20 protein-coding genes are annotated in these 22,341 nt (G+C 60.3%); 11 read left to right on the top strand and 9 right to left on the bottom strand.

Translation table 11 applies throughout. The annotated features are described in order from the left end of the window. Positions 1 to 70 precede the first annotated feature (70 nt). The 5 genes from ACIK7D_RS09970 to ACIK7D_RS09950 form a co-directional block, all read right to left on the bottom strand. The gene (locus tag ACIK7D_RS09970) at positions 71 to 1,129 is read right to left on the bottom strand and encodes an ABC transporter ATP-binding protein (protein WP_400156203.1); all 1,059 of its coding nucleotides are present in this window, start codon (positions 1,127 to 1,129) and stop codon (positions 71 to 73) included. Positions 1,130 to 1,141: 12 nt separating this feature from the next. Next, the gene (locus ACIK7D_RS09965) at positions 1,142 to 1,924 is read right to left on the bottom strand and encodes an ABC transporter permease (protein ID WP_400156202.1); all 783 of its coding nucleotides are present in this window, start codon (positions 1,922 to 1,924) and stop codon (positions 1,142 to 1,144) included. Beyond that, positions 1,921 to 2,805, bottom strand: a complete 885-nt coding sequence (locus ACIK7D_RS09960; protein WP_080816421.1) for an ABC transporter permease subunit — start codon at positions 2,803 to 2,805, stop codon at positions 1,921 to 1,923. Before ACIK7D_RS09960 ends, ACIK7D_RS09965 begins: the two co-directional genes overlap by 4 nt. Before the next feature lie 104 nt (positions 2,806 to 2,909). Further along, on the bottom strand, positions 2,910 to 4,016 hold the full coding sequence (locus tag ACIK7D_RS09955) for an ABC transporter substrate-binding protein (RefSeq protein ID WP_020009254.1): 1,107 nt from the start codon (positions 4,014 to 4,016) through the stop codon (positions 2,910 to 2,912). 290 nt (positions 4,017 to 4,306) lie between these two features. Beyond that, positions 4,307 to 5,185, bottom strand: a complete 879-nt coding sequence (locus ACIK7D_RS09950; protein ID WP_080816423.1) for a MurR/RpiR family transcriptional regulator — start codon at positions 5,183 to 5,185, stop codon at positions 4,307 to 4,309. 175 nt (positions 5,186 to 5,360) lie between these two features. Between ACIK7D_RS09950 and ACIK7D_RS09945 the strand changes: the two genes are divergently transcribed. The 8 genes from ACIK7D_RS09945 to ACIK7D_RS09910 all read left to right on the top strand — a co-directional run bounded on the left by ACIK7D_RS09945 (position 5,361) and on the right by ACIK7D_RS09910 (position 14,998). Continuing rightward, complete coding sequence (locus tag ACIK7D_RS09945; protein WP_400156201.1) at positions 5,361 to 6,134, top strand: N-formylglutamate amidohydrolase; 774 nt, start codon at positions 5,361 to 5,363, stop codon at positions 6,132 to 6,134. Positions 6,135 to 6,359: 225 nt separating this feature from the next. Then, the gene (locus ACIK7D_RS09940) at positions 6,360 to 7,874 is read left to right on the top strand and encodes an amino acid permease (protein WP_137452948.1); all 1,515 of its coding nucleotides are present in this window, start codon (positions 6,360 to 6,362) and stop codon (positions 7,872 to 7,874) included. A gap of 66 nt (positions 7,875 to 7,940) precedes the next feature. Then, on the top strand, positions 7,941 to 9,308 hold the full coding sequence (locus ACIK7D_RS09935; RefSeq protein WP_400156200.1) for a glutamine synthetase family protein: 1,368 nt from the start codon (positions 7,941 to 7,943) through the stop codon (positions 9,306 to 9,308). Between the two features lie 18 nt (positions 9,309 to 9,326). Beyond that, positions 9,327 to 10,715, top strand: coding sequence for an aldehyde dehydrogenase family protein (locus tag ACIK7D_RS09930; protein ID WP_149900146.1), 1,389 nt, complete (start codon positions 9,327 to 9,329; stop codon positions 10,713 to 10,715). Beyond that, entirely contained in the window at positions 10,712 to 11,857 is a 1,146-nt protein-coding gene (locus ACIK7D_RS09925) for an iron-containing alcohol dehydrogenase (RefSeq protein ID WP_309578940.1), read from the top strand. The genes ACIK7D_RS09930 and ACIK7D_RS09925 overlap by 4 nt, the downstream gene beginning before the upstream one ends. Before the next feature lie 379 nt (positions 11,858 to 12,236). Beyond that, complete coding sequence (locus ACIK7D_RS09920) at positions 12,237 to 12,953, top strand: AAA family ATPase (RefSeq protein ID WP_400156199.1); 717 nt, start codon at positions 12,237 to 12,239, stop codon at positions 12,951 to 12,953. Positions 12,954 to 13,098: 145 nt separating this feature from the next. Next, a complete protein-coding gene (locus ACIK7D_RS09915) occupies positions 13,099 to 13,746 on the top strand; it encodes a TetR/AcrR family transcriptional regulator (protein ID WP_080818665.1) in 648 nt (215 codons plus the stop codon). 46 nt (positions 13,747 to 13,792) lie between these two features. Then, complete coding sequence (locus ACIK7D_RS09910) at positions 13,793 to 14,998, top strand: MFS transporter (protein ID WP_174025234.1); 1,206 nt, start codon at positions 13,793 to 13,795, stop codon at positions 14,996 to 14,998. 70 nt (positions 14,999 to 15,068) lie between these two features. Here ACIK7D_RS09910 and ACIK7D_RS09905 read toward each other — a convergent pair whose 3' ends face one another. Then, the gene (locus tag ACIK7D_RS09905) at positions 15,069 to 16,457 is read right to left on the bottom strand and encodes a L,D-transpeptidase (protein ID WP_174025232.1); all 1,389 of its coding nucleotides are present in this window, start codon (positions 16,455 to 16,457) and stop codon (positions 15,069 to 15,071) included. Positions 16,458 to 16,612: 155 nt separating this feature from the next. On the opposite strand from ACIK7D_RS09905, the gene ACIK7D_RS09900 reads away from it, so the two are divergent. From ACIK7D_RS09900 to ACIK7D_RS09890, 3 genes are all read left to right on the top strand, one after another. Further along, positions 16,613 to 17,446 carry an aldose 1-epimerase family protein gene (locus ACIK7D_RS09900; protein ID WP_400156198.1) on the top strand — a complete coding sequence of 278 codons (834 nt, stop codon included), beginning with the start codon at positions 16,613 to 16,615 and terminating at the stop codon, positions 17,444 to 17,446. Positions 17,447 to 17,573: 127 nt separating this feature from the next. After that, positions 17,574 to 17,912, top strand: a complete 339-nt coding sequence (locus ACIK7D_RS09895) for a TIGR01244 family sulfur transferase (protein ID WP_400156197.1) — start codon at positions 17,574 to 17,576, stop codon at positions 17,910 to 17,912. Between the two features lie 48 nt (positions 17,913 to 17,960). Beyond that, a complete protein-coding gene (locus tag ACIK7D_RS09890) occupies positions 17,961 to 18,302 on the top strand; it encodes a RidA family protein (RefSeq protein WP_003494829.1) in 342 nt (113 codons plus the stop codon). Between the two features lie 268 nt (positions 18,303 to 18,570). Here the strand turns inward: ACIK7D_RS09890 and ACIK7D_RS09885 are convergent, their stop codons facing one another. From ACIK7D_RS09885 to ACIK7D_RS09875, 3 genes are all read right to left on the bottom strand, one after another. Further along, a complete protein-coding gene (locus ACIK7D_RS09885) occupies positions 18,571 to 19,335 on the bottom strand; it encodes a HugZ family protein (protein ID WP_400156196.1) in 765 nt (254 codons plus the stop codon). Positions 19,336 to 19,402: 67 nt separating this feature from the next. Beyond that, the gene (locus ACIK7D_RS09880) at positions 19,403 to 21,070 is read right to left on the bottom strand and encodes a thiamine pyrophosphate-binding protein (protein WP_400156195.1); all 1,668 of its coding nucleotides are present in this window, start codon (positions 21,068 to 21,070) and stop codon (positions 19,403 to 19,405) included. Next, a complete protein-coding gene (locus ACIK7D_RS09875) occupies positions 21,067 to 22,269 on the bottom strand; it encodes a CaiB/BaiF CoA transferase family protein (protein WP_400156194.1) in 1,203 nt (400 codons plus the stop codon). The genes ACIK7D_RS09880 and ACIK7D_RS09875 overlap by 4 nt, the downstream gene beginning before the upstream one ends. Between the last annotated feature and the right edge of the window lie 72 nt (positions 22,270 to 22,341).

Genomic DNA, 22,341 nt, shown 5'->3' with positions numbered 1-22,341 from the left:
GGTTCGAAGTCATACCTGCTCTACCATTTCCCGCAAATGGGCGAAGCGGTTTTGCGTCTGGAAAAGCGCTTCAGTCCTTGATGAGCATCAGGTCGCCGGCTGCGAATTTGAGCGTCACCTGCTCACCGACGGCGGGCGGTGCTGTGCCGGGATCGTTGAACATGTCGAAAGACAGGGTGGAACCGCCGAGATCGAGGCGGGTGCGGATGACGGAGCCGAGGAACTGGCTGGAGGTGACGAGGCCGGAAATGGCGACATCGCCTTTCGCATCGCCGCCGAGCGCGCCCGCTTCCGGTCGCAGGGCAAGGGTGATTTTTTCGCCGTTCGCCGCATCGACCGGCTTGTGCAGGGTGATCTGCTGCTCTCCCACACGGATGGTGTTGGATGAGGAATCAACCACGGTGGCGTCGATGAGGTTCAGCGTGCCGACGAAAGAGGCGACGAAGCGGGTCGCGGGCTTGTTGTAGATATCGAAAGGAGAGCCGATCTGGTCGGCGCGGCCGCCATTCATGACGACGATGCGGTCGGAAATCGACAGGGCCTCTTCCTGATCGTGGGTCACGAAAATGGTGGTAATGCCGAGTTTCTGCTGGATCTGGCGGATTTCCTCGCGCAGCGAGACGCGGATTTTCGCGTCGAGCGCGGAGAGCGGTTCGTCCAGCAGAAGCACTTCCGGTTTCGGCGCGAGCGCGCGGGCGAGCGCCACGCGCTGCTGCTGGCCGCCCGACATCTGGTAGGGATAACGGTCCGCGAGATGCTCCAGATGGATGAGCTGGAGCATTTCCTTCACGCGTGCATCGATTTCAGCTTTCGGTTTGCCGGCGACTTTGAGGCCGAAAGCGACGTTTTCATAAACATTCATGTTGGGGAACAGCGCATAGGCCTGGAACACCATGCCGATATTGCGCTGGTTCGGTCTGAGCGCCGTCTGGTCCTTGCCGTTGATGACGATGGATCCGCCGCTCGGGGTTTCGAAACCGGCGATCATGCGCAGCACGGTGGTCTTGCCGCAGCCCGATGGCCCGAGGAAGGAGACGAACTCGCCCTTTTCGATGGCCATGTTGAAATCATGCACGACCTGCACGGAGCCGAAGGATTTCTTGATGTTGCTAAGTGTCAAAAAGCTCATGAAATATTGTCCTCAGGCCTTGGGAGGCGCGCCCTTCTGGTAGCGTGAAACGAGTTGGATCAGACCCAGGCAACCCCAGGTGATGCCGAAGGAAATCACGGCAAGTGCGGCCGGTTCATAGGCGCGGTTGGCGCCAAGCAGCTGCATGTAGGGGCCGAAGGCCGGGCGGTTCAAAAGAGCTGCCATGGTGAATTCACCGATGACGATGGCGAAGGTCAGGAACGCACCGGACAGCACGGCGACCAGAACATTGGGCAGGATGATGCGCGAGAGGATGGTCGTCCAGCCCGCGCCAAGGCTCTGCGCCGCTTCCGTCAGCGTCGCCACATCGATGGTTCGGAGGCCGGTATCGACGGCGCGGTACATATAGGGCAAGGCCAGTGTGGCGTAACCGAACATCAAAAGCAGGTTGGTGCCGAAGCTCGTGCCGGTCAGCGGCAGCCAGCTCGACGTGTTGTAAAGCCGGATGTAACCGAAGACGATGACGATGGCCGGAATGACCAGCGGCAAAAGCGTGATGAATTCGATATAGGGGCGCAGGCTCGGCAGTTTCAGGCGCACCCAATAGGCGGTGGGAACCACCAGCAGCACACCGAAGACGATGGTGAACAGCGCCGTCACCACCGAATAGCTGAAGGTTTCCTGAAAGCGCGGATCGGTCAGCACCCTGGCATAGGCGTCGAAGGAATATTCGCCGCGCCGCATTTTCAGCGAGAAGTTGGTCATGCCGATCAGCGGCAGGGCGAAATAGAGCAGGCCGAAGATCAGCGCGCCCCAGGCGAAGAAACGCTTCATTTCAGCCACCTTTCGCTGCGGGCGCGCAGCCAGATATAAAGCGCATTGGCGATGCCGGTGACGACGATCATACCGAAGGCGAGCGCGTAGCCGAGATGCGGGTTGCCGAGAACGTCGCCGCGAATCTGCGCGAAAAGCAGGATTGGCACGATGTTGAGCGAGGAGCCGGTGAGCGCGATTGCGGTCGCCACCGCGCCGAAGGCGTTGGCAAAGAGCAGCGACATGGTGCCAAGCAGCGACGGCAGCAGGATGGGGAAGGCCACCATGCGCCAATATTGCAGGCCGGTTGCGCCGAGGATTTCCGCAGCCTCGCGCCATTCGCGTTTCAGCCCGTCCAGCGCCGGCGTGATGATGAGGATCATCAACGGTATCTGGAAGAACAGATAGGTGACGGTGAGACCCCAGAAGGACAGGATGTTGAAGCCGAGGAGCCTGAGATCGATGCCGACCTGGGTCTTCAGAAAGACGGTCAGGAGGCCGACCGGGCCGAGCGTGGCGATGAAGGCGAAGGCGAGCGGCACGCCGGCGAATTGCGAAGCGACGCCGGAAAAGGTCAGAAGCGGTCCGCGAATGCGCTGCGGCAATCCGCCCAGCACCACGGCGGCCGCCACGGCAAAACCGATCAGGCAGCCCAGCGCCGCCGAAGCGAGGCTGATCTTGATCGAAATCCAGTAGGCCGCAAGGATGGAGGAGGTGAAAAGCCCGGCGATATTGTCCAGCGTGAAGCTGCCATCCGTCTGCTGAAACGCGCCGATGACGATTTTCATCGTCGGCAGAATCAGAAACAGCAGAACAAAAACGGCAAAAGGTACGATCCCTATCCAGTGAAGAGGCAGTTTTCTGCCCGCGTCGGAAGGTCCGCCGGTGTTGGTCGATGACATGCCTTGTCCCCAAACGCCGCTTTCAAAACGGTCTGTCTATTAAGGTATTCATTATAAAAGAAGCACCCCGGCTTTTTGATCGGCCGGGGTGCGTTTTCAACAGTTTACTTCACGTTCGCGCCGACAACGCTGTCCCAGCCGCCGGTGACGGCAGCCTTGTTGGCGTCGACTTCCTCGAGCGTCGGGAAGATCGCCTTTTCATAGGCTGCTGCGGGCGGCAGGCTGTCGATCAGTTCCTGCGGAACCTTGCCGGCCTTGACCATGGCGTTGAAGCGGATCGGGTGGCAATAACCCTTCAGCCAGCCGAGCTGACCGTCGTCGGAATAGAGGTGCTCCATCCACAGCTTGGCAGCGTTCGGGTGCGGCGCGTAGGCGGAAATGCCCTGCACGTAAACGCCGGCGAGTACGCCCTTCTCAGGAACGACAACTTCCGTCGGCGGGTTGTCGTTCAGCGTCTTCTTCCAGGAAAGGGCGTTATAGTCCCAGGCGATGATGATCGGGGTCGCGCCCTGTGCCAGCGTACCGGCCTTGCCGATGACCGGCAGGAAGTTACCGGCCTTGTTGAGGTCGGCGAAGTACTTCAGGCCGGCTTCACCGGCTTCCTTGCCAGACTTTGCACCGGTGGAAAGACCAGCGGCGAGAACGCCGAGGATCGCCTGGTTGGACGCGCGCGGATCGCCGGCAAGCGCTACCTGACCGGAATATTCCGGCTTCTGCAGGTCGGCCCAGTCCTTCGGCGTGTTCTTGACGAGGTCCTTGTTCACGAACATCGACATGACGCCATAATAGTCGCCGTACCAGTAACCTTCCGGGTCCTTGACGTTGTCGGGGATTTCGTCCCAGGTGGAGACCTTGTAGGGCTGCAGCAGGCCTTCGGCCTTCATCTGCGGGCCGAAAGCGAGGCCGACGTCGACGACGTCAGGAGCCTGCGGGCCCTTGTTGTCCTTGTTCGCCTTGATGGCTTCGACTTCGTCGGCAGAGCCGGCGTCCGGGTTCAGTTCGTTGACGGTGATTTCCGGGTACTTCGCCTTGAACGCGGCGATAACGTCGCCGTAACCGCACCAGTCGTGCGGCAGCGCGACCGTGGTCAGCATGCCTTCCTTCTTGGCGGCAGCGATCAGTTCGGCGCTCGGCTCAGCGGCGGCGATCGCGGTGGAAGCGATGACCAGTGCGGTGGTCGTAGCAAGCAGTCGGCGGCAGTGAGAGATCACTTTTTTCTCCTCTTCGTGTTCTCATATTGCGGACGCTGATACGGATTCTCGATGAAGCTAATGTGACGGCTGGATTGCAATTTATTTATCCGGATTCCGCCACTTTACACTCGTTTTCCGCCATTATCAGGCTTGTGTGCCTGCAATTGCGGGAGTTGCCCGTTGTCGTCCGTTAGATCAGATGCGTTCCCCAGCTTGGTGTTTTCCCCTGCTTTATCGTGCTGGCGGCGATCGCAGGTATCCAATCAGCGTGCGGCATCCGCGTCAAGTCGTATGCCGGCTATGCAAATTCATGTTCTTTGCGGCCTGCGGAACAGCCGCGTCTGTTCGAACAGGCCTTCCAGTGCATTCATGCGTTCCCTGGTTTCATCCCAGGTGCCGCTCTGCACCGCTTCGATCAGGGCTTCGACCACGAACAGGGTGACAACGGAGGAATCCCATGCCGAGGGAGCCTCGATCCTGACGCGGAAAATGTGCAGCGCGTGGCGCGCCACCGGCGATGTCCATTGATCGGTGAAGAGAATGATCTGCACGCCGTTGGCTTTCGCCACTTCGGCCAGCGTCGTCATGTCGTGCTCGTAGCGGCGGATGTCGAAGATAACGAGCACGTCGCCGGCGCTCATGTTCAGCATATATTGCGGCCAGGCGCTGGAATTCGACGACATCAGCGTCGTCTTCGGCCGGATCACCTGCATATGGGTGAAGAAATATTCGGCAATCGCACCGGTGATGCGCCCTCCGACGAAATAGATGCTGCGCTTGCGGTCGGAAAGCAGCGCTGCGGCATTGTCGAAGACGGCGGTGTCTAGATCGCTCAGCGTATCGCGCAGATTGCCGGTGATGGCATCTGCGAAGCGGTTTAGAATATGCAGGCCGGGCGCATTGGTTGCCCAGCGGTCATGTTTGGCGATGGGGCCGGAGATTGTCGCTTCGAGTTCCTGGTGCAGATGCGCCTGGAATTCCGGATAGCCTTTGTAGCCGAGCTTCTGCACCATGCGTGCCACCGTCGGCGTCGAAACGCCGGCATTTTCCGCAATGGTGGTGATGCTGCCGAGGCCGGAGACGGGGTAGTTGCCGAGCAGGCTCTCCGCCAGCCGTTTTTCCGAACGGGTCAGCGCATCATAGTGGGCATGGATGACATCCGACACGGTCGCCGTCGTGCTGCGCAAATTTTTCCCCTTCCGGTCTTCTGCCGGTGCATGGCTAAAATAAACATCTGTGCCAGCTATCGAGTCAATGGGAAAATGAAGAGAAAATTTCAAAATTCCATTTGACACTCGCAATGATGTGAAGAATTCTTTTCGGCATTGACGGAGCGGCGGGGTTTCCGGGCGGGGTTCGTGCATGACGGTGCGGTCACGGTTTTTCACAGAAGCGGAAGGGCAGGCCGTCGGCATCGAGAATGCTGGGGCTAAGGGCGACGTCCTTCTCGTCTGCGAGCATGCCTCCGCCACCATCCCGCAGAAATTCGGTACACTGGGTCTTTCGCCGGAGGTGCTTTCGAGCCATGCGGCGTGGGATCCGGGCGCTCTGGCCGTTGCCCGGCTGCTTTCGGAAAAGTTTGACGCCACGCTCGTCTACCAGCGATTTTCGCGCCTTGTCTACGATTGCAACCGGCCGCCCGAATCGCCTTCCGCCATGCCGGTGAAAAGCGAGATTTACGATATTCCCGGCAATTTCGATCTCAGCGAAGCGGAGCGGTTCGCCCGCACCTCAGCACTTTATGTGCCGTTTCATGACCGGGTGAGCGAGATCATCGCCGCGCGGCAGGCGGATGGCCGCAACGTGGTGGTGGTGACCATCCACAGTTTCACGCCGGTTTATCACGGCCGGTTCCGAAAGGTTGAGATCGGCATCCTGCACGATACCGACAGCCGTCTCGCGGATGCGATGCTGGCGGGCGCGGAAGGGGCCTCGCTTACGGTCAACCGTAACGATCCCTATGGCCCGGAAGACGGCGTGACGCATACGCTGCGGCTGCATGCGCTGCCGGACGGGCTTTTGAACGTCATGATCGAGATCCGCAACGATCTCATCACCAATGAAGGAGAGCAGGCGGCAATCGCCGGTTTTCTCCACGAGCTTATGGGGAAGGCGCTCTCATCTATCGATGAGTGAGGGAGCTATGGCCGGCCGATGGTGAAAACACCGGGGCCGGCTGCCAGATGAGACTGCCGCCATTTTATAAAAACCGGCCATGCAGCCGGAAAAACACGAAGCGGCAAGGGAACAGCAAGTGCGTGCGGCCAATCGCGGGAACTCCCGGGTGAGGCCGGAAACTGGGGCACAATCGGCCAATAACGGCTGACTGGCTTGTTTTTTTCTTATTCAGGAGAGAAGGGCATGGACAGTTCATCGTCAGGCGTCAGCTACAAGAAGGCTGATGCATCCTATTTCGAAAAACGCGGACTATCCCGTTATGCGGGCGTGTGGTCGCTCTGGTCGCTCGGTGTCGGCGCGGTCATTTCCGGGCATTTTTCCGGATGGAATTTCGGCTTTTCCACCGGCGGCTGGGGCGGCATGCTGGTGGCGGGCATCATCATCGCCATCATGTATCTCGGGCTGACATTTTCGATCGCGGAAATGAGCCCGGCCTTGCCGCATACGGGTGCGGCCTATTCCTTCGCCCGCACCGCGATGGGCCCATGGGGCGGCTTCATCACCGGGCTTTGCGAGAATGTCGAATATGTGCTGACGCCGGCGGTCGTCGTCACCTTCATCACGGCCTATGTGAACTCCATTCTGGGCCTTGATCCTGCCTATTCACCCTTCGTGTGGATAGCATTTTACGCGATATTCCTTGCGCTCAATGTCTTCGGGCTTGAGCTTTCCTTCAAGGTGACGCTGGTTATCACGCTGATTTCGCTTGCCGTTCTGGTGTTCTTCTGGATCAGCGCCATTCCCAACATCGATTTTTCGCGTTTCGCGCTCAATATCGGTGTCGGACCTGACGGCAAGGCGGTGGAGCTGCCGGAAGGCGGCGGTTCCTTCTTCCCCTTCGGGTTCTCGGGCGTTCTCGCCACGCTGCCTTTCGCGGTCTGGCTGTTTCTCGCCATCGAGCAGCTGCCGCTGGCGGCGGAAGAATCGGTCGATCCCAAGCGCGACATGCCGAAGGGCATCATCCTCGGCATGGTGACGCTGATGGTTTCGGCCTTCATGATCGTGCTGCTCAACCCGTCCCTGCCGGGCGTCGGCGCCTTCCATCTCGGCTCCTCGCTGGAGCCGCTGCTCGATGGTTTCAAGGCGATCTACGGCGATGGCGGCGTGGTGCTGCTCGGTCTCGTCGCGCTTACCGGCCTGATCGCCAGCTTCCACACGATCCTCTACGCGCAGGGTCGCCAGATCTATTCGCTGTCGCGTGCGGGTTACTTCCCGACGGTGCTGTCGATCACCCATTCCAAATACCGCACGCCATACGTGGCCAATATTTCCGGCGCGATTGTCGGTCTCGCGGTCATGCTCGTCATCTGGTTCGCGCTGGGTGCGGAACAGGGCGGCAGCATCATCGGCAGCGTGCTTTTGAACATGGCCGTATTCGGTGCGATGTTCTCCTACATCATGCAGGCGATTTCCTTCATCCTGCTCCGGAAGAACCTGCCGCATATCGAGCGGCCGTTCCGTTCGCCCTTCGGCATTCCGGGCGCGGTGTTGACTGTTATCATCGCCATCGTCACGCTGCTTTACCAGATCCAGGATCCGAACTTCACCAAGGGCGTGCTCTGGGTCGCCGTCTGGTTTGCCGTGGCGATTGCCTATTTCGCCTTTGTCGGACGCCATCGCCTCATCCTGTCGCCGGAAGAGGAATTCGCGCTGGAGCACAAGCAGGCTGCGGTTGCCGCAGCGGCTGCAAAGGCATGATGTTCAAACAAACGGGCGGCCGCATGCCGGCCGCCCGGTCGCCACAATAAAATGGGAACGGACAAAATGACGAGCTATACATTCGACGCGCTTAAAATGGATGTCGCCGAAGGGCGCATCGACACGGTTCTGGCCTGCCTTGTCGACATGCAGGGGCGTCTGATGGGCAAACGGTTCCAGGCCGAATTCTTCGTCGAAAGCGCCTTTGAGGAAACCCATAGCTGCAATTACGTGCTTGCCACCGACATGGAGATGGAGACCGTTCCCGGCTATAAATCCTCCAGCTGGGAAAAGGGTTATGGCGACTATGTGCTGAAACCCGATCTTTCGACGCTGCGGCGCGTGCCGTGGCTGGAAGGCACGGCGCTGGTGCTATGCGATGTACTTGACCATCACACCCATGAAGAGGTGCCGCATTCGCCGCGTGCGTTGCTGAAAAAGCAGGTGGCGCGGCTGGAGGCCATGGGGCTGAAAGCCTTTATGGCGACCGAGCTGGAATTTTTCCTGTTCGACCAGACCTTCGATGCGGCGCGCGCCAGCGGCTACAGGGGGCTGAACCTCGCCAGTGGTTACAACGAGGATTACCATATCTTCCAGACCACCAAGGAAGAGGACGTCATGCGGGCGCTGCGCAAGGGCCTGCAGGGCGCCGGTATTCCGGTTGAAAACTCCAAGGGCGAGGCGTCTCCCGGCCAGGCGGAGATCAACGTTCGTTATGCCGATGCGCTGACCATGGCCGACCGGCACGCCATCATCAAGAACGCGACCAAGGAGATTGCGTGGTCGAAGGGCAAGGCGGTGACTTTCCTTGCCAAGTGGAATTACAACGCCGCCGGCAGTTCCTCGCATATTCACCAGTCTCTCTGGAGCGCTGACGGCAAGACGCCGGCCTTCCTCGACAAGGACGCCAAACACGGCATGTCGGAGCTGATGCGGCATTATGTTGCCGGGCTTCTCGCCCATGCCAGCGAGATAACCTATTTCCTCGCGCCCTATATCAATTCCTACAAGCGGTTCATGGCCGGCACGTTTGCGCCGACCAAGGCGATCTGGAGCCTCGACAACCGCACGGCCGGGTATCGTCTCTGTGGCGAGGGCACGAAGGGCATCCGCATCGAATGCCGCGTCGGCGGATCCGATCTCAATCCCTATCTCGCGATGGCGGCTCTTCTTGCGGCGGGCATTGACGGCATCGAAAATAAACTTGAACTTGAGCCCGCTTTTGTCGGTGACGCCTATGGCGGCAAGGATGTGCGCGAGATACCCAAGACCCTGCGTGACGCCACTGCCTTTCTGGACGGATCGAAAATGCTGCGCAACGCCTTCGGCGATGATGTGATCGATCATTACGTTCATGCCGGACGGTGGGAACAGGAAGAATACGACCGCCGTGTGACCGACTGGGAAGTGGCGCGCGGTTTCGAACGGGCCTAATCATTACGGGAAAATATCATGACCATGATCCAGAATATCTCGCCCATCGACGGCTCGGTTTATGCCGAGCGGGAGGCGATGTCGCTGGAGGCGGCGCGGGCCGCCGTTTCGAAAGCGCGCAAGGCCCAGAAAGACTGGGCTCGACGTCCACTTGAGGACCGGGTTCAGCTGGTTCTGAAGGGTGTGGCGCGCCTCAACGAAATGGTAGCGGACGTTGTGCCGGAACTGGCGCATATGATGGGCCGTCCGGTTCGTTATGGCGGCGAGTTCAAGGGCTTCAACGAGCGCTCCAATTATGTCGCATCGATTGCGGCTGATGCGCTGGCGCCGCTCGTCATCGAGGAAAGCGGCAATTTCGAACGCCGCATCGAGCGCGAGGCGCATGGCGTGGTCTTCGTCATCGCGCCGTGGAACTATCCTTACATGACGGCGATCAACACCGTCGCGCCCGCTTTGATGGCCGGCAATACGGTGGTCATCAAACATGCGGCGCAGACGTTGCTGGTCGGCGAACGCATGGTGCGGGCTTTTGTCGAGGCTGGGGTGCCTGACGATGTCTTCATCAACGTCTTCCTCGACCATGGAACGACTTCTGCGCTGATTTCCGAGGGCCTGTTCAACTTCGTCAATTTCACCGGTTCGGTGGAAGGCGGTCGCGCCATTGAGCGCGCCGCGGCCGGCACCTTCACCGGCCTCGGGCTTGAACTCGGCGGCAAGGACCCCGGTTATGTGATGGAGGATGCCGATCTCGACGCCGCCGTCGATACGCTGATGGATGGCGGCACCTATAATTCCGGGCAATGCTGCTGCGGTATCGAGCGCATCTACGTCAATGAAAACCTTTACGACGAATTCGTCGAGAAGTCCGTGGCGTGGGTTTCGAACTACAAGCTCGGCAATCCGCTCGAGCAGGAAACCACGCTCGGGCCGATGGCCAACAAGCGGTTTGCCAAGGTGGTGCGGGCGCAGATTGCCGACGCCGTTGCCAAGGGCGCCAAGGCGCTGGTCGATCAGAAGCTTTTCCCGGCCGATGATGGCGAGAGTGCTTATGTCGCGCCGCAGATCCTCGTCAATGTCGATCATTCCATGGAATTCATGACCGAAGAGACTTTCGGTCCCGCCATCGGCATCATGAAGGTCAAGAACGACGATGAAGCCATCGCGCTGATGAATGACAGCAAATACGGCCTCACCGCTTCGCTCTGGACGCAGGATGCGACACGGGCAGCGAGGATCGGCCGCGAAATCGAGACCGGAACCGTGTTCATGAACCGCGCCGATTATCTGGATCCGGCGCTTTGCTGGACCGGCGTGAAGGAAACCGGCCGTGGCGGTTCGCTTTCTGTCCTTGGTTTCCAGAACCTGACCCGCCCGAAATCCTACCATCTGAAGAAAGTCACGAAATGAATATCGTCGCCAACTGGAGCTACCCCACCGCCGTCAAGCTTGGCCGTGGCCGGATCAAGGAACTGGCGGAAGCCTGCAAGACGCTCGGCATCAAGAAGCCGCTGCTCGTGACGGATCGCGGCCTTGCCAATATGGCGATCACCGCGCATGCGCTCGACGTGCTGGAAGAGGCGGGTCTCGGCCGGGCGATCTTCGCCGAGGTCGATCCGAACCCCAACGAGATCAACATGGAAGCCGGTGTGAAAGCCTATCGCGATGGCGGCCATGACGGTGTCGTCGCCTTCGGCGGCGGCTCGGGTCTCGATCTCGGCAAAACCATCGCGTTCATGGCAGGACAGACACGCCCGGTCTGGGATTTCGAGGATATCGGCGACTGGTGGACCCGGGCGGATGCTTCCAAGATTGCGCCGATCGTCGCCGTTCCGACAACCGCTGGTACGGGTTCGGAAGTCGGTCGTGCCAGCGTCATCACCAATTCGCAGACCCATGTGAAGAAGATCATCTTCCATCCGAAGCTCTTGCCGGGCGTCGTCATCTGCGATCCGGAGCTGACGGTCGGCATGCCGAAGGTCATCACGGCCGGCACGGGCATGGATGCCTTCGCGCATTGCCTTGAAGCCTATTCCTCGCCGTTCTATCACCCGATGAGCGCCGGCGTGGCGCTGGAGGGCCTGCGTCTCGTCAAGGAATTCCTGCCGCGCGCCTACAAGGACGGCACGGATATCGAAGCGCGCACCAATATGATGGCAGCGGCGGCGATGGGGGCGGTGGCCTTCCAGAAGGGTCTCGGTGCCATTCACTCGCTCTCGCATCCGATCGGCGCTGTCTACAACACCCATCACGGCATGACCAATGCCGTCGTCATGCCGGCGGTGCTGCGCTTCAACCGCCCTGCCATCGAAGACAAGATTGCTCGCGCGGCCGCCTATCTCGGTATCTCCGGCGGTTTCAACGGTTTTTATGATTACGTGCTGGAACTTCGCAAGGAACTCGGCGTACCGGAAAACCTGACCGCCATGGGCATCAAGCCGGATCGTATCGACGAACTGGCGGCGGAAGCGATCAAGGATCCGAGCTGCGGTGGCAATCCGGTGCCGATGACGCTGGAAAATACCAAGGCGCTTTTTGAGGCTTGCTTTTAAGGAGCTACCTTTATTCATCAGGTTTGTGAGAGGTTGAGAGGGTGCTGCTTGTTTCTTCTCCCCGAGGGGGAGAAGTCCGCGGCAGCGGGATGAGGGGGCAAGCTCTCCGAATTCCGGCAACGTTGCCCCTCATCCGACCCTTCGGGCCACCTTCTCCCCGGCGGGGAGGGAAACAAATGGCAACGTCGTGCCCTGCGCCGGGAGCGAGCTACGTACGATCTCTAATCCAGCCCGCGACGACCCGGTCGCGGGCTTTTCGTTGCGCGGCATAACCGTTCTTAGCCTTTTATTAACCCTGTTCGTTAAGATTATGGAAAGCACCATGAATTGCTTCGGTGCGTGAATGAGCATGAAACGGCTCTGACCAACAGGGGGTATCATGTCAGTCATCACTTTCGCCAACACCAAGGGCGGTGCCGGAAAAACCACGGCCGTGCTGCTTCTGGCAACCGAACTGGCCCGCAGCGGTTACCGCGTGACGGTTCTGGATGCCGATCCGCAATTGTGGATTTCCCGCTGGCACGAATTATCAGGCGATATCGAAAATCTTTCGGTGATTTCGCATGTGACGATGGCATCGCTTGAGGGCCATGTTCGCGAGAATAAAACCAGCACCGACTGTTTCATCATCGATCTGCCGGGAGCGAAGACCCCGCTTCTGACCATGGCTCTCGGCATTTCCGATCATGTGCTGATCCCGGTTCAGGGCTGCGCCATGGATGCGCGCGGGGCCGCCGAGGTTCTGGACCATATCGAATTTTTGAACCGCAAGATGGGCAAGGAGATTGCCCATTCCATCGTGCTGACGCGGGTCAACGCCATGGTGGCGACGCGTTCGCTGCTGCTGGTCAAGATGCTGCTGGCCGAGAAAAAGGTCTCGGTTCTCAACACCCCGATCGTCGAGAGAGCCGCCTATCGCGATATTTTCGACCTTGGCGGCACGCTTCTCTGTCTCGATAAGACCAAGGTGAGCAATATCGACAAGGCGGTCGAGAATGCCAGAGCATTCGCGGACGAAGTGCTTGGCCTGCTGCCGAAACGCCTGTTGCGGCTCGGTACGCCACCCGCGCGCCTTTTCACCCGTAAAGCCGCCTGAAATATTGCTTTCAATTTTCGATCCGTCTGCGGCGCTCATAATCGCAGACGGATGATGCTGCCTCGGACCATTGGCGGCCGTCAGGCTTGCCGGCGTGTCAGTCGTCGCTTTTCCGCGCCGGTTTCATTATTTGCTTGATTTGGAAATGATCGTTTCCTATATTCCGGCCATGAGCAATATCAACCAGACCCTTTCACCGGAACAGCGCCATCGCGGCAGGCCGCGCGAGTTTGACGTCGACCGTGCGCTCGATGGGGCGATCCGTGTTTTTTCGCGACGCGGTTATCATGCCACCTCCGTCGGTGATCTCACCGATGCGATGGAACTGGCGCAGGGCAGTCTTTACAAGGCTTTCAAGGACAAGAAAGCCATCTTCATCGCCACGATGGAACGCTACAGGATCGTGCAGACCGAGCGTTTCGAGGCGGCGGTGGCCGGTTGTGACACCGGTTATGAGCGTCTGAGGGCGGGCCTGATGTTCTATGCGGAACGGTCGCATGGCGGTGTCGGCTCTGACGGATGTCTGGTGGTTGGTGCTGCTGCCGATCTGGCGGCTCTGGATGACGATATTGCAATCGTGGTCGAGCGGGCGGTGAAGGCGAGGGAGCGAATTGTCGCCCGCCTCGTTGCCGAAGGGCAGAAGGATGGTTCCGTGCGTTCGAAGGCCGATCCCGACGATCTCGCCCGGGCGATGCTGTGCATGATGTACGGCATGCGTGTGGTGGGAAAAACGGGGCGAAGCCTCAAAGACATGGTGGCCGTGGTGGATATCGCCATGAAGCTTGCCGATTGATTTTGTGACTATTTAGGAAACGGTTGTTTCCATATTGGAGAAAATGATGACGACGCGTGTAATTGAAGGGGATGATGTCGAGGCAACATCCATTTCCCCGGCCTTGACGTTCCTCTTGGCGACAGCCTGCGGACTGATTGCCGCAAATCTTTATTATGGCCAGCCGCTGGCCGGCATCATCGGGGCGGAGCTTGGCCTCTCTGCCGGCGCTACAGGCTTGATCGTGACCCTGACCCAGATCGGTTACGGTATCGGTCTGCTGTTTGTCGTGCCGCTTGGCGATCTCGTTGAAAACCGCAAGCTGGTGGTCGGTTCCGTCTCGATGGCGGTGCTTTCCCTTGTGGCGGCGGCATTCGCGCCGCATGCGGCCCCGTTTCTGATTGCGGCCTTTCTGGTCGGCGTCAGTTCGGTCGCGGTGCAGGTCATCGTTCCCTATGCCGCCCACATGGCGCCGCACGCCATTCGTGGCCGGGTGGTCGGCAATGTCATGAGCGGGCTGATGGCCGGCATCATGCTGGCGCGGCCGGTTTCCAGCCTTTTGTCGGAAGTGGTCTCCTGGCGTGGTGTGTTTCTGACCTCTGCGGCCGTCATGGCGCTTCTTGCCGTGGTGCTTTTCCGGCTTCTGCCCGCCCGTATGCCCGATGCGCGGCTGAACTACGGGGCCCTGATGGCTTCGATGGGCCGGCTGGCGCTGCACACGCCGATTCTGCGGCGGCGGGCGATCTATCACGCCTTTTTGTTTGCGGCCTTCAGCCTGTTCTGGACCACGACACCGCTTTATCTGAGCGGACCGCATTTCAATCTCAGTCAGGGTGAGATCGCGCTCTTCGCACTGGCCGGTGCCGCCGGCACCGTGGCCGCGCCGATTGCCGGGCGGATGGCGGATCGTGGCTGGACGCGTGCGGCCACCTTCTTTGCCCTGCTGGCGGTGGCACTCTCCTTCGCCGTCACGCATCTTGCGCCCGAAGGCTCGCATCTGGCGCTCGCCATTCTGGTCGCCGCGGCCATCGTTCTGGATTTCGGCGTCACCACCAATCTGGTGCTTGGCCAGCGTGCCATCTTCACGCTCGGAGCGGAATTCCGCAGCCGCCTGAACGGCATCTATATGGCGACATTCTTCATGGGCGGCGCAATCGGTTCCGCCGTGGGTGGCTGGGCTTATGCCGTCGGCGAATGGCAAGCCGCCTCGTGGATCGGTTTCGCCTTGCCGGTGGCCGCCCTGCTGTATTTCCTGACGGAAAAACGCGACTGAAAGGCCATAAATGGAAAAAAAGCCCGGCGGACCAAACCGCCGGGCTTTTTCTTTTTTCTTTCGGTCGATCCTATTCCGCGAATTCGACCACCACGCCGGGGCGGACCATTTTTGCCAGTTCGGTCGCATCCCAGTTGGTCAGGCGGATACAGCCGTGGCTGTTGGTCTTGCCGATCTTCGAGGGTTCCGGCGTGCCGTGAATGCCGTAGGTCGGCTTCGACAGCGCAATCCAGACCGTGCCGACCGGGCCATTCGGACCCGGGGGAATCTGCAGGATCTTGTCGTTCTGGCCCTGCTTGAAGTTGATCTTCGGATTATAGGTGTAGCCGGGATTGAGCGCGATGCGCTCCACCGTGTGCGTGCCGCTCGGCGAGGGCGTATCCGTGGAACCAATGGTGGCCGGATAGGCGGCGATCAGATTGCCGTCCTGACCATAGGCGAAGACCTGCTTGATGCCCTTATGTGCGACGATGCGGGCAACCTGTCCCTTTTTCGTCTCGCCCGGATTGACGACCTTGATGATGGTGCCGGGAACGGAAAAATCGATGCCCGGGTTCAGTTCCTTCAGATAGTTCTCATCCATATGGAAGCGTTCGGCGAGCGCTTCCGAAGTCGAGGTAAAGGACAGAGCGGGCAGCTGCGACTTTTCGGCATAGTCGTCCGGAATGGAGGCGACATAGGGGCCGGCGGCGTCGGCGGCGGTGATGGTGTAGTCGACAATAGGCATGCCGCCGGAAGCGCGCAGACGCTCCAGAATGTCATCGGAATTGTTGGGGTCGAGCTTCTCGCCCGTCATGTCCTGCCAGGCGGCAATCGCCTTGTTGACGTTGTCGCCCATCTTGCCGTCGATCACGCCGGGCGAGATGCCCTCGCGATCAAGGAATGTCTGAAGCGCAACGATTTCCTGGCGCGAGCGATTGACCGGCGTCGTTACCGGCGTATGGCGCTCGATCAGGTGGTCCGGCTGCGGAACGGCGGCCGTGGTGCTTTCGCCCGGCATCGGCTGGCCGAGCGGGCCGCTTTCCACCGCACCGGGTGCGGGAACGGAGCCGGTATAGAAATTCTCGTCGGAACCGTCGCCGCGATATTCGCGGTAATCGCGCACGCTGCCATTGTCCTGATAGCCGTAGTCGCGCTGCGGCTCGCGATACTGGCCGCCGGGGGCCGGCGGATAATAGGTGGTGTCGCGCTGGCGCGCCTGCTGCCGCTGCTGGTAGCCGGAGGGCATTTCGGTGGCGAGAAGATTGCCGTACTGGTCGTAAAACACCGTGCGTCCCATGGAATCGCGGCTGATGACGATATCGCCGCGCTCCGGCATGAAGTCGAGCACGCGACCGTCCGGGGTCACCAGCATCGTCTGCTGATCGCCATAACGCTGCTGCGCGCCAGCCTGTAGCGGGGCGATAGCTGCCACCAGCGCGACTGTCAGACCCAGAGCTGCGTTAAGAAACTGTTTCACGATTCTGCTATCCCTTGCTTGTTCACCGATAAACACACCGCAATCTTGACCCTATTGTGAAAAAGGTGAATTCGCGGTTAATGCAATCTTAATTTCCGTCACGACTAGTAGCGTTTCCGTGATTCATGCGTTTTTACTGCCACAGGGAGGTTGTCTTGCGTTCGTTTCAGGCCGGCAGATCGCCACGCATTTTCCTCGATGAAACCTCCGTTTTCGATATCGGCGCCTGTGTTGTCGATGGCATCGACATCGCGCCCGGCCGCGCCATCCCCGATGATGGCGATGCGCGCATCGACCATTCGCTGGAAGGCTTTCTGTTCACCTGCGGCCCCGACCATATCCGCCATCCCGAGCCGATCCATGGCGACGGTGAGGGGCGTCGATACCCATTGCATGGATCCTTTTCCTCCCATCCCGCGACGGTCATCGCGTTCGATGTTCATGAGTCCAATGCACTGGCGCGCGTCGAGGTTCCCGTGAAGCTTGCCGATGGTGGCACCGCACTTCTGGAACGGACATGGCGTATCGACGGGGAAAGCGGCGAAGTCAGCCTCGATGACCGGATCGTCAACACCTCCGAGCGGCCGATTCCGGTGTTCCTGATGTATCACATGAATATCGGCGCGCGCCTCTTCGACGATGACGTGCGACTTCAAGGCGCGATGTTCGACGGTGGCGGCCACGGCTGGCGTTTCGGCGAAGAGCCGGGCACCGTTTTCTGCGTTCCCGCCGGTGATGACGAGTGGGCGTCGCTCGCGCTCGGACCGATTGCGACCATCGGCGGGAAGACGCTGGCCGTCCGTTTTCGCACGGAAACGCTGCCCTATCTGCAGATGTGGCGCAACCAGCAGGCGCCGGCCAATGTGCTCGGCATCGAGCCGGTTTCGCACCGCTGGGTCGGGCGGAGCGAGCTTGAGGCGGCCGGTGAGTTCAATATTCTCCAGCCGGGTGAAAGCCGCTCCTTCGGCCTGCGTTTTTCCATCGTCTGAATGCCGTACCGAATGAGGACACCGCATCATTGACGCATGGGTTTTGAGCCCTTACATCGGATGCGGATTTCTAAGGGTGGCGAGAGCGTGCCAGCGGCGCGGACGCCGGTTTCAGCGGAGGCATGACATGGATATCAGGCGCATAGACGACGAATATTCGGTAACGGGACAGATCAGCGTCGCCGATCTCGACGAGATCAAGGCGCTCGGCTTCAAGTCGATCGTCTGCCACCGCCCTGATGGTGAAGAAGACGGCCAGCCGCTTTTCGCCGATATTGCCGAGCGCGCAGAGCAGCTCGGTATTACCATCATGCATGTGCCTGTCGGTCGTTATGGCGTCGACGCTGATGCCGTTGCCGGCATGGTGGACGCACTGGACGAATTGCAGCGCCCGATGCTCGGCTATTGCCGTTCCGGCGCGCGCTCGACGGCGATTTACGAAAAGACCCATCACCTGCGCGGCTGATTTTCCGCGCATCATTCTATTTTAAATGCCAATCAACAGGAGTTTTCCATGACCATCAAGCGTATCGAGCCGGGCAAGCGCATGAGCGGCGCCGTCGTTCACGGCAACACCGTTTATCTGGCCGGCCAGGTTGGCGAGGGCACGAGCGTTACGGAACAGAGCAAGTCCGCTCTCGCTGAAGTCGACCGCCTGCTGGCCGCTGCCGGTTCGGACAAGTCGAAGATCCTGCAGACGATCATCTACCTCTCCGACATGTCCACCTTCGGCGAAATGAACGCTGTCTGGGAAGGCTGGATCGACCCGGCAAACCCGCCGGCCCGCGCCACCAGCGGCGCACCATTGGCAACGCCGGACTACAAGGTTGAATTCATCGTGACCGCTGCTCTCTGAGCATCCGTCTGAGTTTTTAAGAAAGGGCCGGGTCGCGGAAAGCGGCCCGGCCTTTTCGATGGGATGGGGTCAAAAACTCTCCCCGTCATGCCGGGCTTGACCCGGCATCCAGCCACGGCGCGTCTGCGCCGTGAAAAGAGTCTTTCACGATCAAGGACTTGATCGCGCGGGATCCCGGATCTAGTCCGGGTGACGGCGCGGCGTGGCGACATGGCCACAAAATGCCAAGTAGAAGCAATTTTCATGTTTTTTGAATCGCTTGCGTCCGTCACCTCACCGGCGAAGCAAGCGACTTCTCAAACTGCTTCAACGTCGTCACCCGCTCCTCAAACCAAAGCCGGGCCAGATCGCTGGCCGAGGCGAGATCGATACCATCCGGGTCGATGGAGGTGATCGTCCAGCGGCCAGCCTTTGCGCCGGCGAGAACGGCGAGCCGGGCCGCTTCGCCCTTGATGGCGTTGAGGCGGATCGCTTCGCTTTCCGCCGCCGCCATCAGTTCGTCTGCGCCTGAGAGATCGGTGCGCAGATCGGCCGGGGTGATGTTGCTGGCGTTGCGGGCCGGGCCGCCATTGATCTGCACACCTTCCGTCCGCAGCCGATAAAGCCTCGTGTCGGGAAGGGAGAGATAAAGTTTCGCTTTGGGGTAGCGGGCAATGTAGCGCGCGATGGCGAGCGGCACTTCATCCGGGCCGATTTGCTCCGCCTTGCCTACCAGTGTCAGGCGCGGCAGCGTCAGCGCGTCACCCTTGCCGAAGGGGGCGAGCGTCAGCGAGATGCGCGCGTCCGCCTCCATGTTGCGGGCATGCAGCGTCAGCCCCGCCGCGAAGAAGAACGGCGTGCCATCCGGTTCGATGCCGATATTGGTTGCGGTCGTATAGGGATAACCGCTGACGGGATCGAGGGTCGCAAGCGCTGCCGTGCGGGAAGTGTGCAGCACATCGCGGGCCACGCGCACGGCCTCGAAAGGCGCGCCGGCCGAGGGCTCGATTTTTGCGCCGCGCGGGGTGATGACTGGAGGGGCTGCATCCGGCATGTCGTTTCCTAAGCTGTATGTTTCAGTCAGGATTTACACCATGCCGGAGCCGTGTCCATGCGTAATATCAGCTTCCGGTCCTGATCTGCGTCAGGGTACGCGTCGGCGTGATGGCTTCCGCATCCAGCTTCACCTCGATGATGGCCGGCTTGCCGCTGGCCCGCGCCCGTTCGAAGGCGGCGGCGAAGTCTTCGGTCTTTTCCACCGTTTCGCCGTGGCCGCCATAGGCTTTGGCAAAGGCGTTGAAATCCGGATTGACAAGATCGGTGCCGCTGACACGGCCGGGATATTCCCGCTCCTGATGCATGCGGATCGTGCCATAGGTGCCGTTATTGACCAGTACCGTGATGATCGGCAGGCCGTAACGGACCGCGGTGATGAATTCCTGTCCGTGCATCATGAAACAGCCGTCGCCGGCAAAGCAGATCACCTCACGCTCCGGGAAAAGGTGCTTCGCGGCGACCGCCGCCGGCAGACCGTAACCCATCGAGCCTGATGTCGGGGCCGATTGCGTGTTGAAGCGGCGGAAGCGGTGGAAGCGGTGCACCCAGGTGGCATAATTACCCGCTCCATTGGTGAAGATCGCATTCTCGGGCACATTGGCCTCGATCCAGTCCATGATCGGACCCATCTGCACCGCGCCGGGGCCGGTCTGCGGTGGGGTGGACCAGTTGAGATAAGCAGCGTGCATGGCGGCCGTGCGCTCGGCCCATGCTGTTTTTGCCGGAAGCGAGATGGAGGAGAGGGCAGCGACGAAATTTTCCGGTGCGGCGCAGATTGCGAGATCGGGACGGTAAACGCGGCCAAGCTCTTCGGCTTCCGGATAGATATGGACGAGTTTCTGCGACGGGTAGGGGATGTCGAGCAGCGTATAACCGGAAGACGGCATTTCGGAGAGGCGGCCGCCGAGCAGCACCACGAGATCGGCCTCCTTGATCTCCTTGGCCAGCGCCGGATTGATGCCGATGCCGACATCGCCGGCATAGGAGGGGCTGAAGTGATCGAACAGCATCTGGCGGCGGAAGGAACAGCCGACGGGCAGCTTGTTGTTTTCGGCAAAAACCTTGAAGCCCGCCACGCTTTCCTCGGACCAGCGGGTGCCACCGATGATGAAGACCGGGCGCTTCGCCTCGCCCAGCATTTTTGCGAAGGCGGCCATCTGCGACGGGCCGGGATGTGCCTCGACCGGAGTATAGGGCTTTGCCTCAGGCGCTTCGACCTCTTCCACCAGCATGTCTTCGGGCAGCGTCAGCACCACCGGGCCGGGGCGGCCGGAGGTGGCCACGGCAAAGGCGCGGGTAACGAATTCGGGAATGCGGCGGGCATCGTCGATCTCGCCCACCCATTTGGCGAATTCGGTGAAGGCGCGGCGATATTCCACTTCCTGAAACGCCTCACGCTCACGCGCTTCGCGCTGCACCTGGCCTATGAACAGGATCATCGGAATGGAATCCTGTCTTGCGATGTGCAGGCCTGCCGAGGCGTTGGTCGCACCCGGTCCACGGGTCACCATGCAGATGCCGGGTTCGCCCGTCAGCCGGCCCCATGTGTCGGCCATCATCGCAGCGCCGCCTTCCTGGCGGCAGACAACGGTTTCGATGCCGCTTTCATAAAGCGCATCCAGCACGGCGAGATAGCTTTCGCCCGGAACGCAGGAAACGCGGGAGACGCCATTGGCCTTCAGCGCTTCGACGATCAATTGCCCGCCTGTTCTTTTCATTCCGGCTGCAGTCATGGCGTCGTGGTCCTTTCGATGTTTTCCAGTTCGGCCAGCACCTGCGCCTGATGTTCGCCGAGCTTCGGGCTGGGGCGTTCATAACGCAGCGGCGTTTGCGACATGATAATGGGTGTGCGGACACCGGGGATGACGGTGCCGTCTTCCGCCTCCAGATCGACGCGGAGGCCGCGCGCCTTCACCTGCGGATCGGCGAACATTTCCTCGATGGAATTGATCGGCCCTGCGGGGACGGCATTCTTTTCGCAGGCGGTCAGAAGATCGCCCTTCTGCCATTTCAGCGTTTCGGTGGAAACGATTTGCCGCACCTCGACCTTATGGGCTACGCGGGCCTTGTTCGTCGCGTAACGTTCGTCATCGGCAATCGCGCCGATGCCGAGAATGGTGCAGAGGCGGCGGAACTGGCCGTCATTACCGACCGCGAGGATCAGGAAACCGTCGGCCGTCGGCACCACCTCATAGGGGGAGATATTCGGATGGGCGTTGCCGAGCCGAACGGGAGGCTTGCCGGAAATCAGGTAATTCATGTTCTGGTTGGCGAGCACGGCCGATTGCACATCGAGAAGGGCCATGTCGATATGCTGGCCTTCGCCAGTGCGGATGGCATGGATCAGCGCCGCCTGAATGGCTGACACGGAATAGATGCCGGTGAAAATATCGGCAACCGCCACACCCGCCTTCATCGGCTGGCCGTCGGCTTCGCCGGTAATCGACATGAAGCCGGACATGCCCTGCACGATATAGTCGTATCCGGCGAGATCGGCATAAGGCCCGGTCTGGCCGAAGCCAGTGATGGAGCAATAGATCAGCTTCGGATTGAGCGCCTTCAGGCTTTCGTAGTCGAGGCCATATTTGGCAAGCCCGCCGCGCTTGAAATTTTCGATGACGACATCGGCGGTGCGCACCAGCCGGCGCACCAGCTCGCAGCCCTCAGGCGTCTTCAGATCGGCGACGATGGAGCGCTTGCCGCGATTGGTGGCATGGTAATAGGCGGCGGAGAGGTTTTCTCCATCATCGCTTTCGACGAAGGGCGGCCCCCATGCGCGGGTATCGTCGCCGCCCTCGGGATTTTCCACCTTGACGACGTCAGCCCCCATATCGGCCAGCATCTGCCCTGCCCAGGGACCGGCCAGAACACGCGCGAGTTCAATGACGCGGATGCCGGAGAGCGGCGGTTTCCTGTTCGGCATGTCGGTCATCGGTCCCCCGGTATTTGTGTCTGCCGGTTTATAGACCGCTGCTTGCCACGTCGCATGTGATTTTATCTCATG

It is taken from the genome of Agrobacterium sp. P15N1-A (assembly GCF_044626815.1).
Taxonomy (GTDB): Bacteria; Pseudomonadota; Alphaproteobacteria; order Rhizobiales; family Rhizobiaceae; genus Agrobacterium; species Agrobacterium leguminum.
Note: the sequence above shows the minus strand (reverse complement) of the source record. Positions and strands in the feature narration are given on the sequence as shown.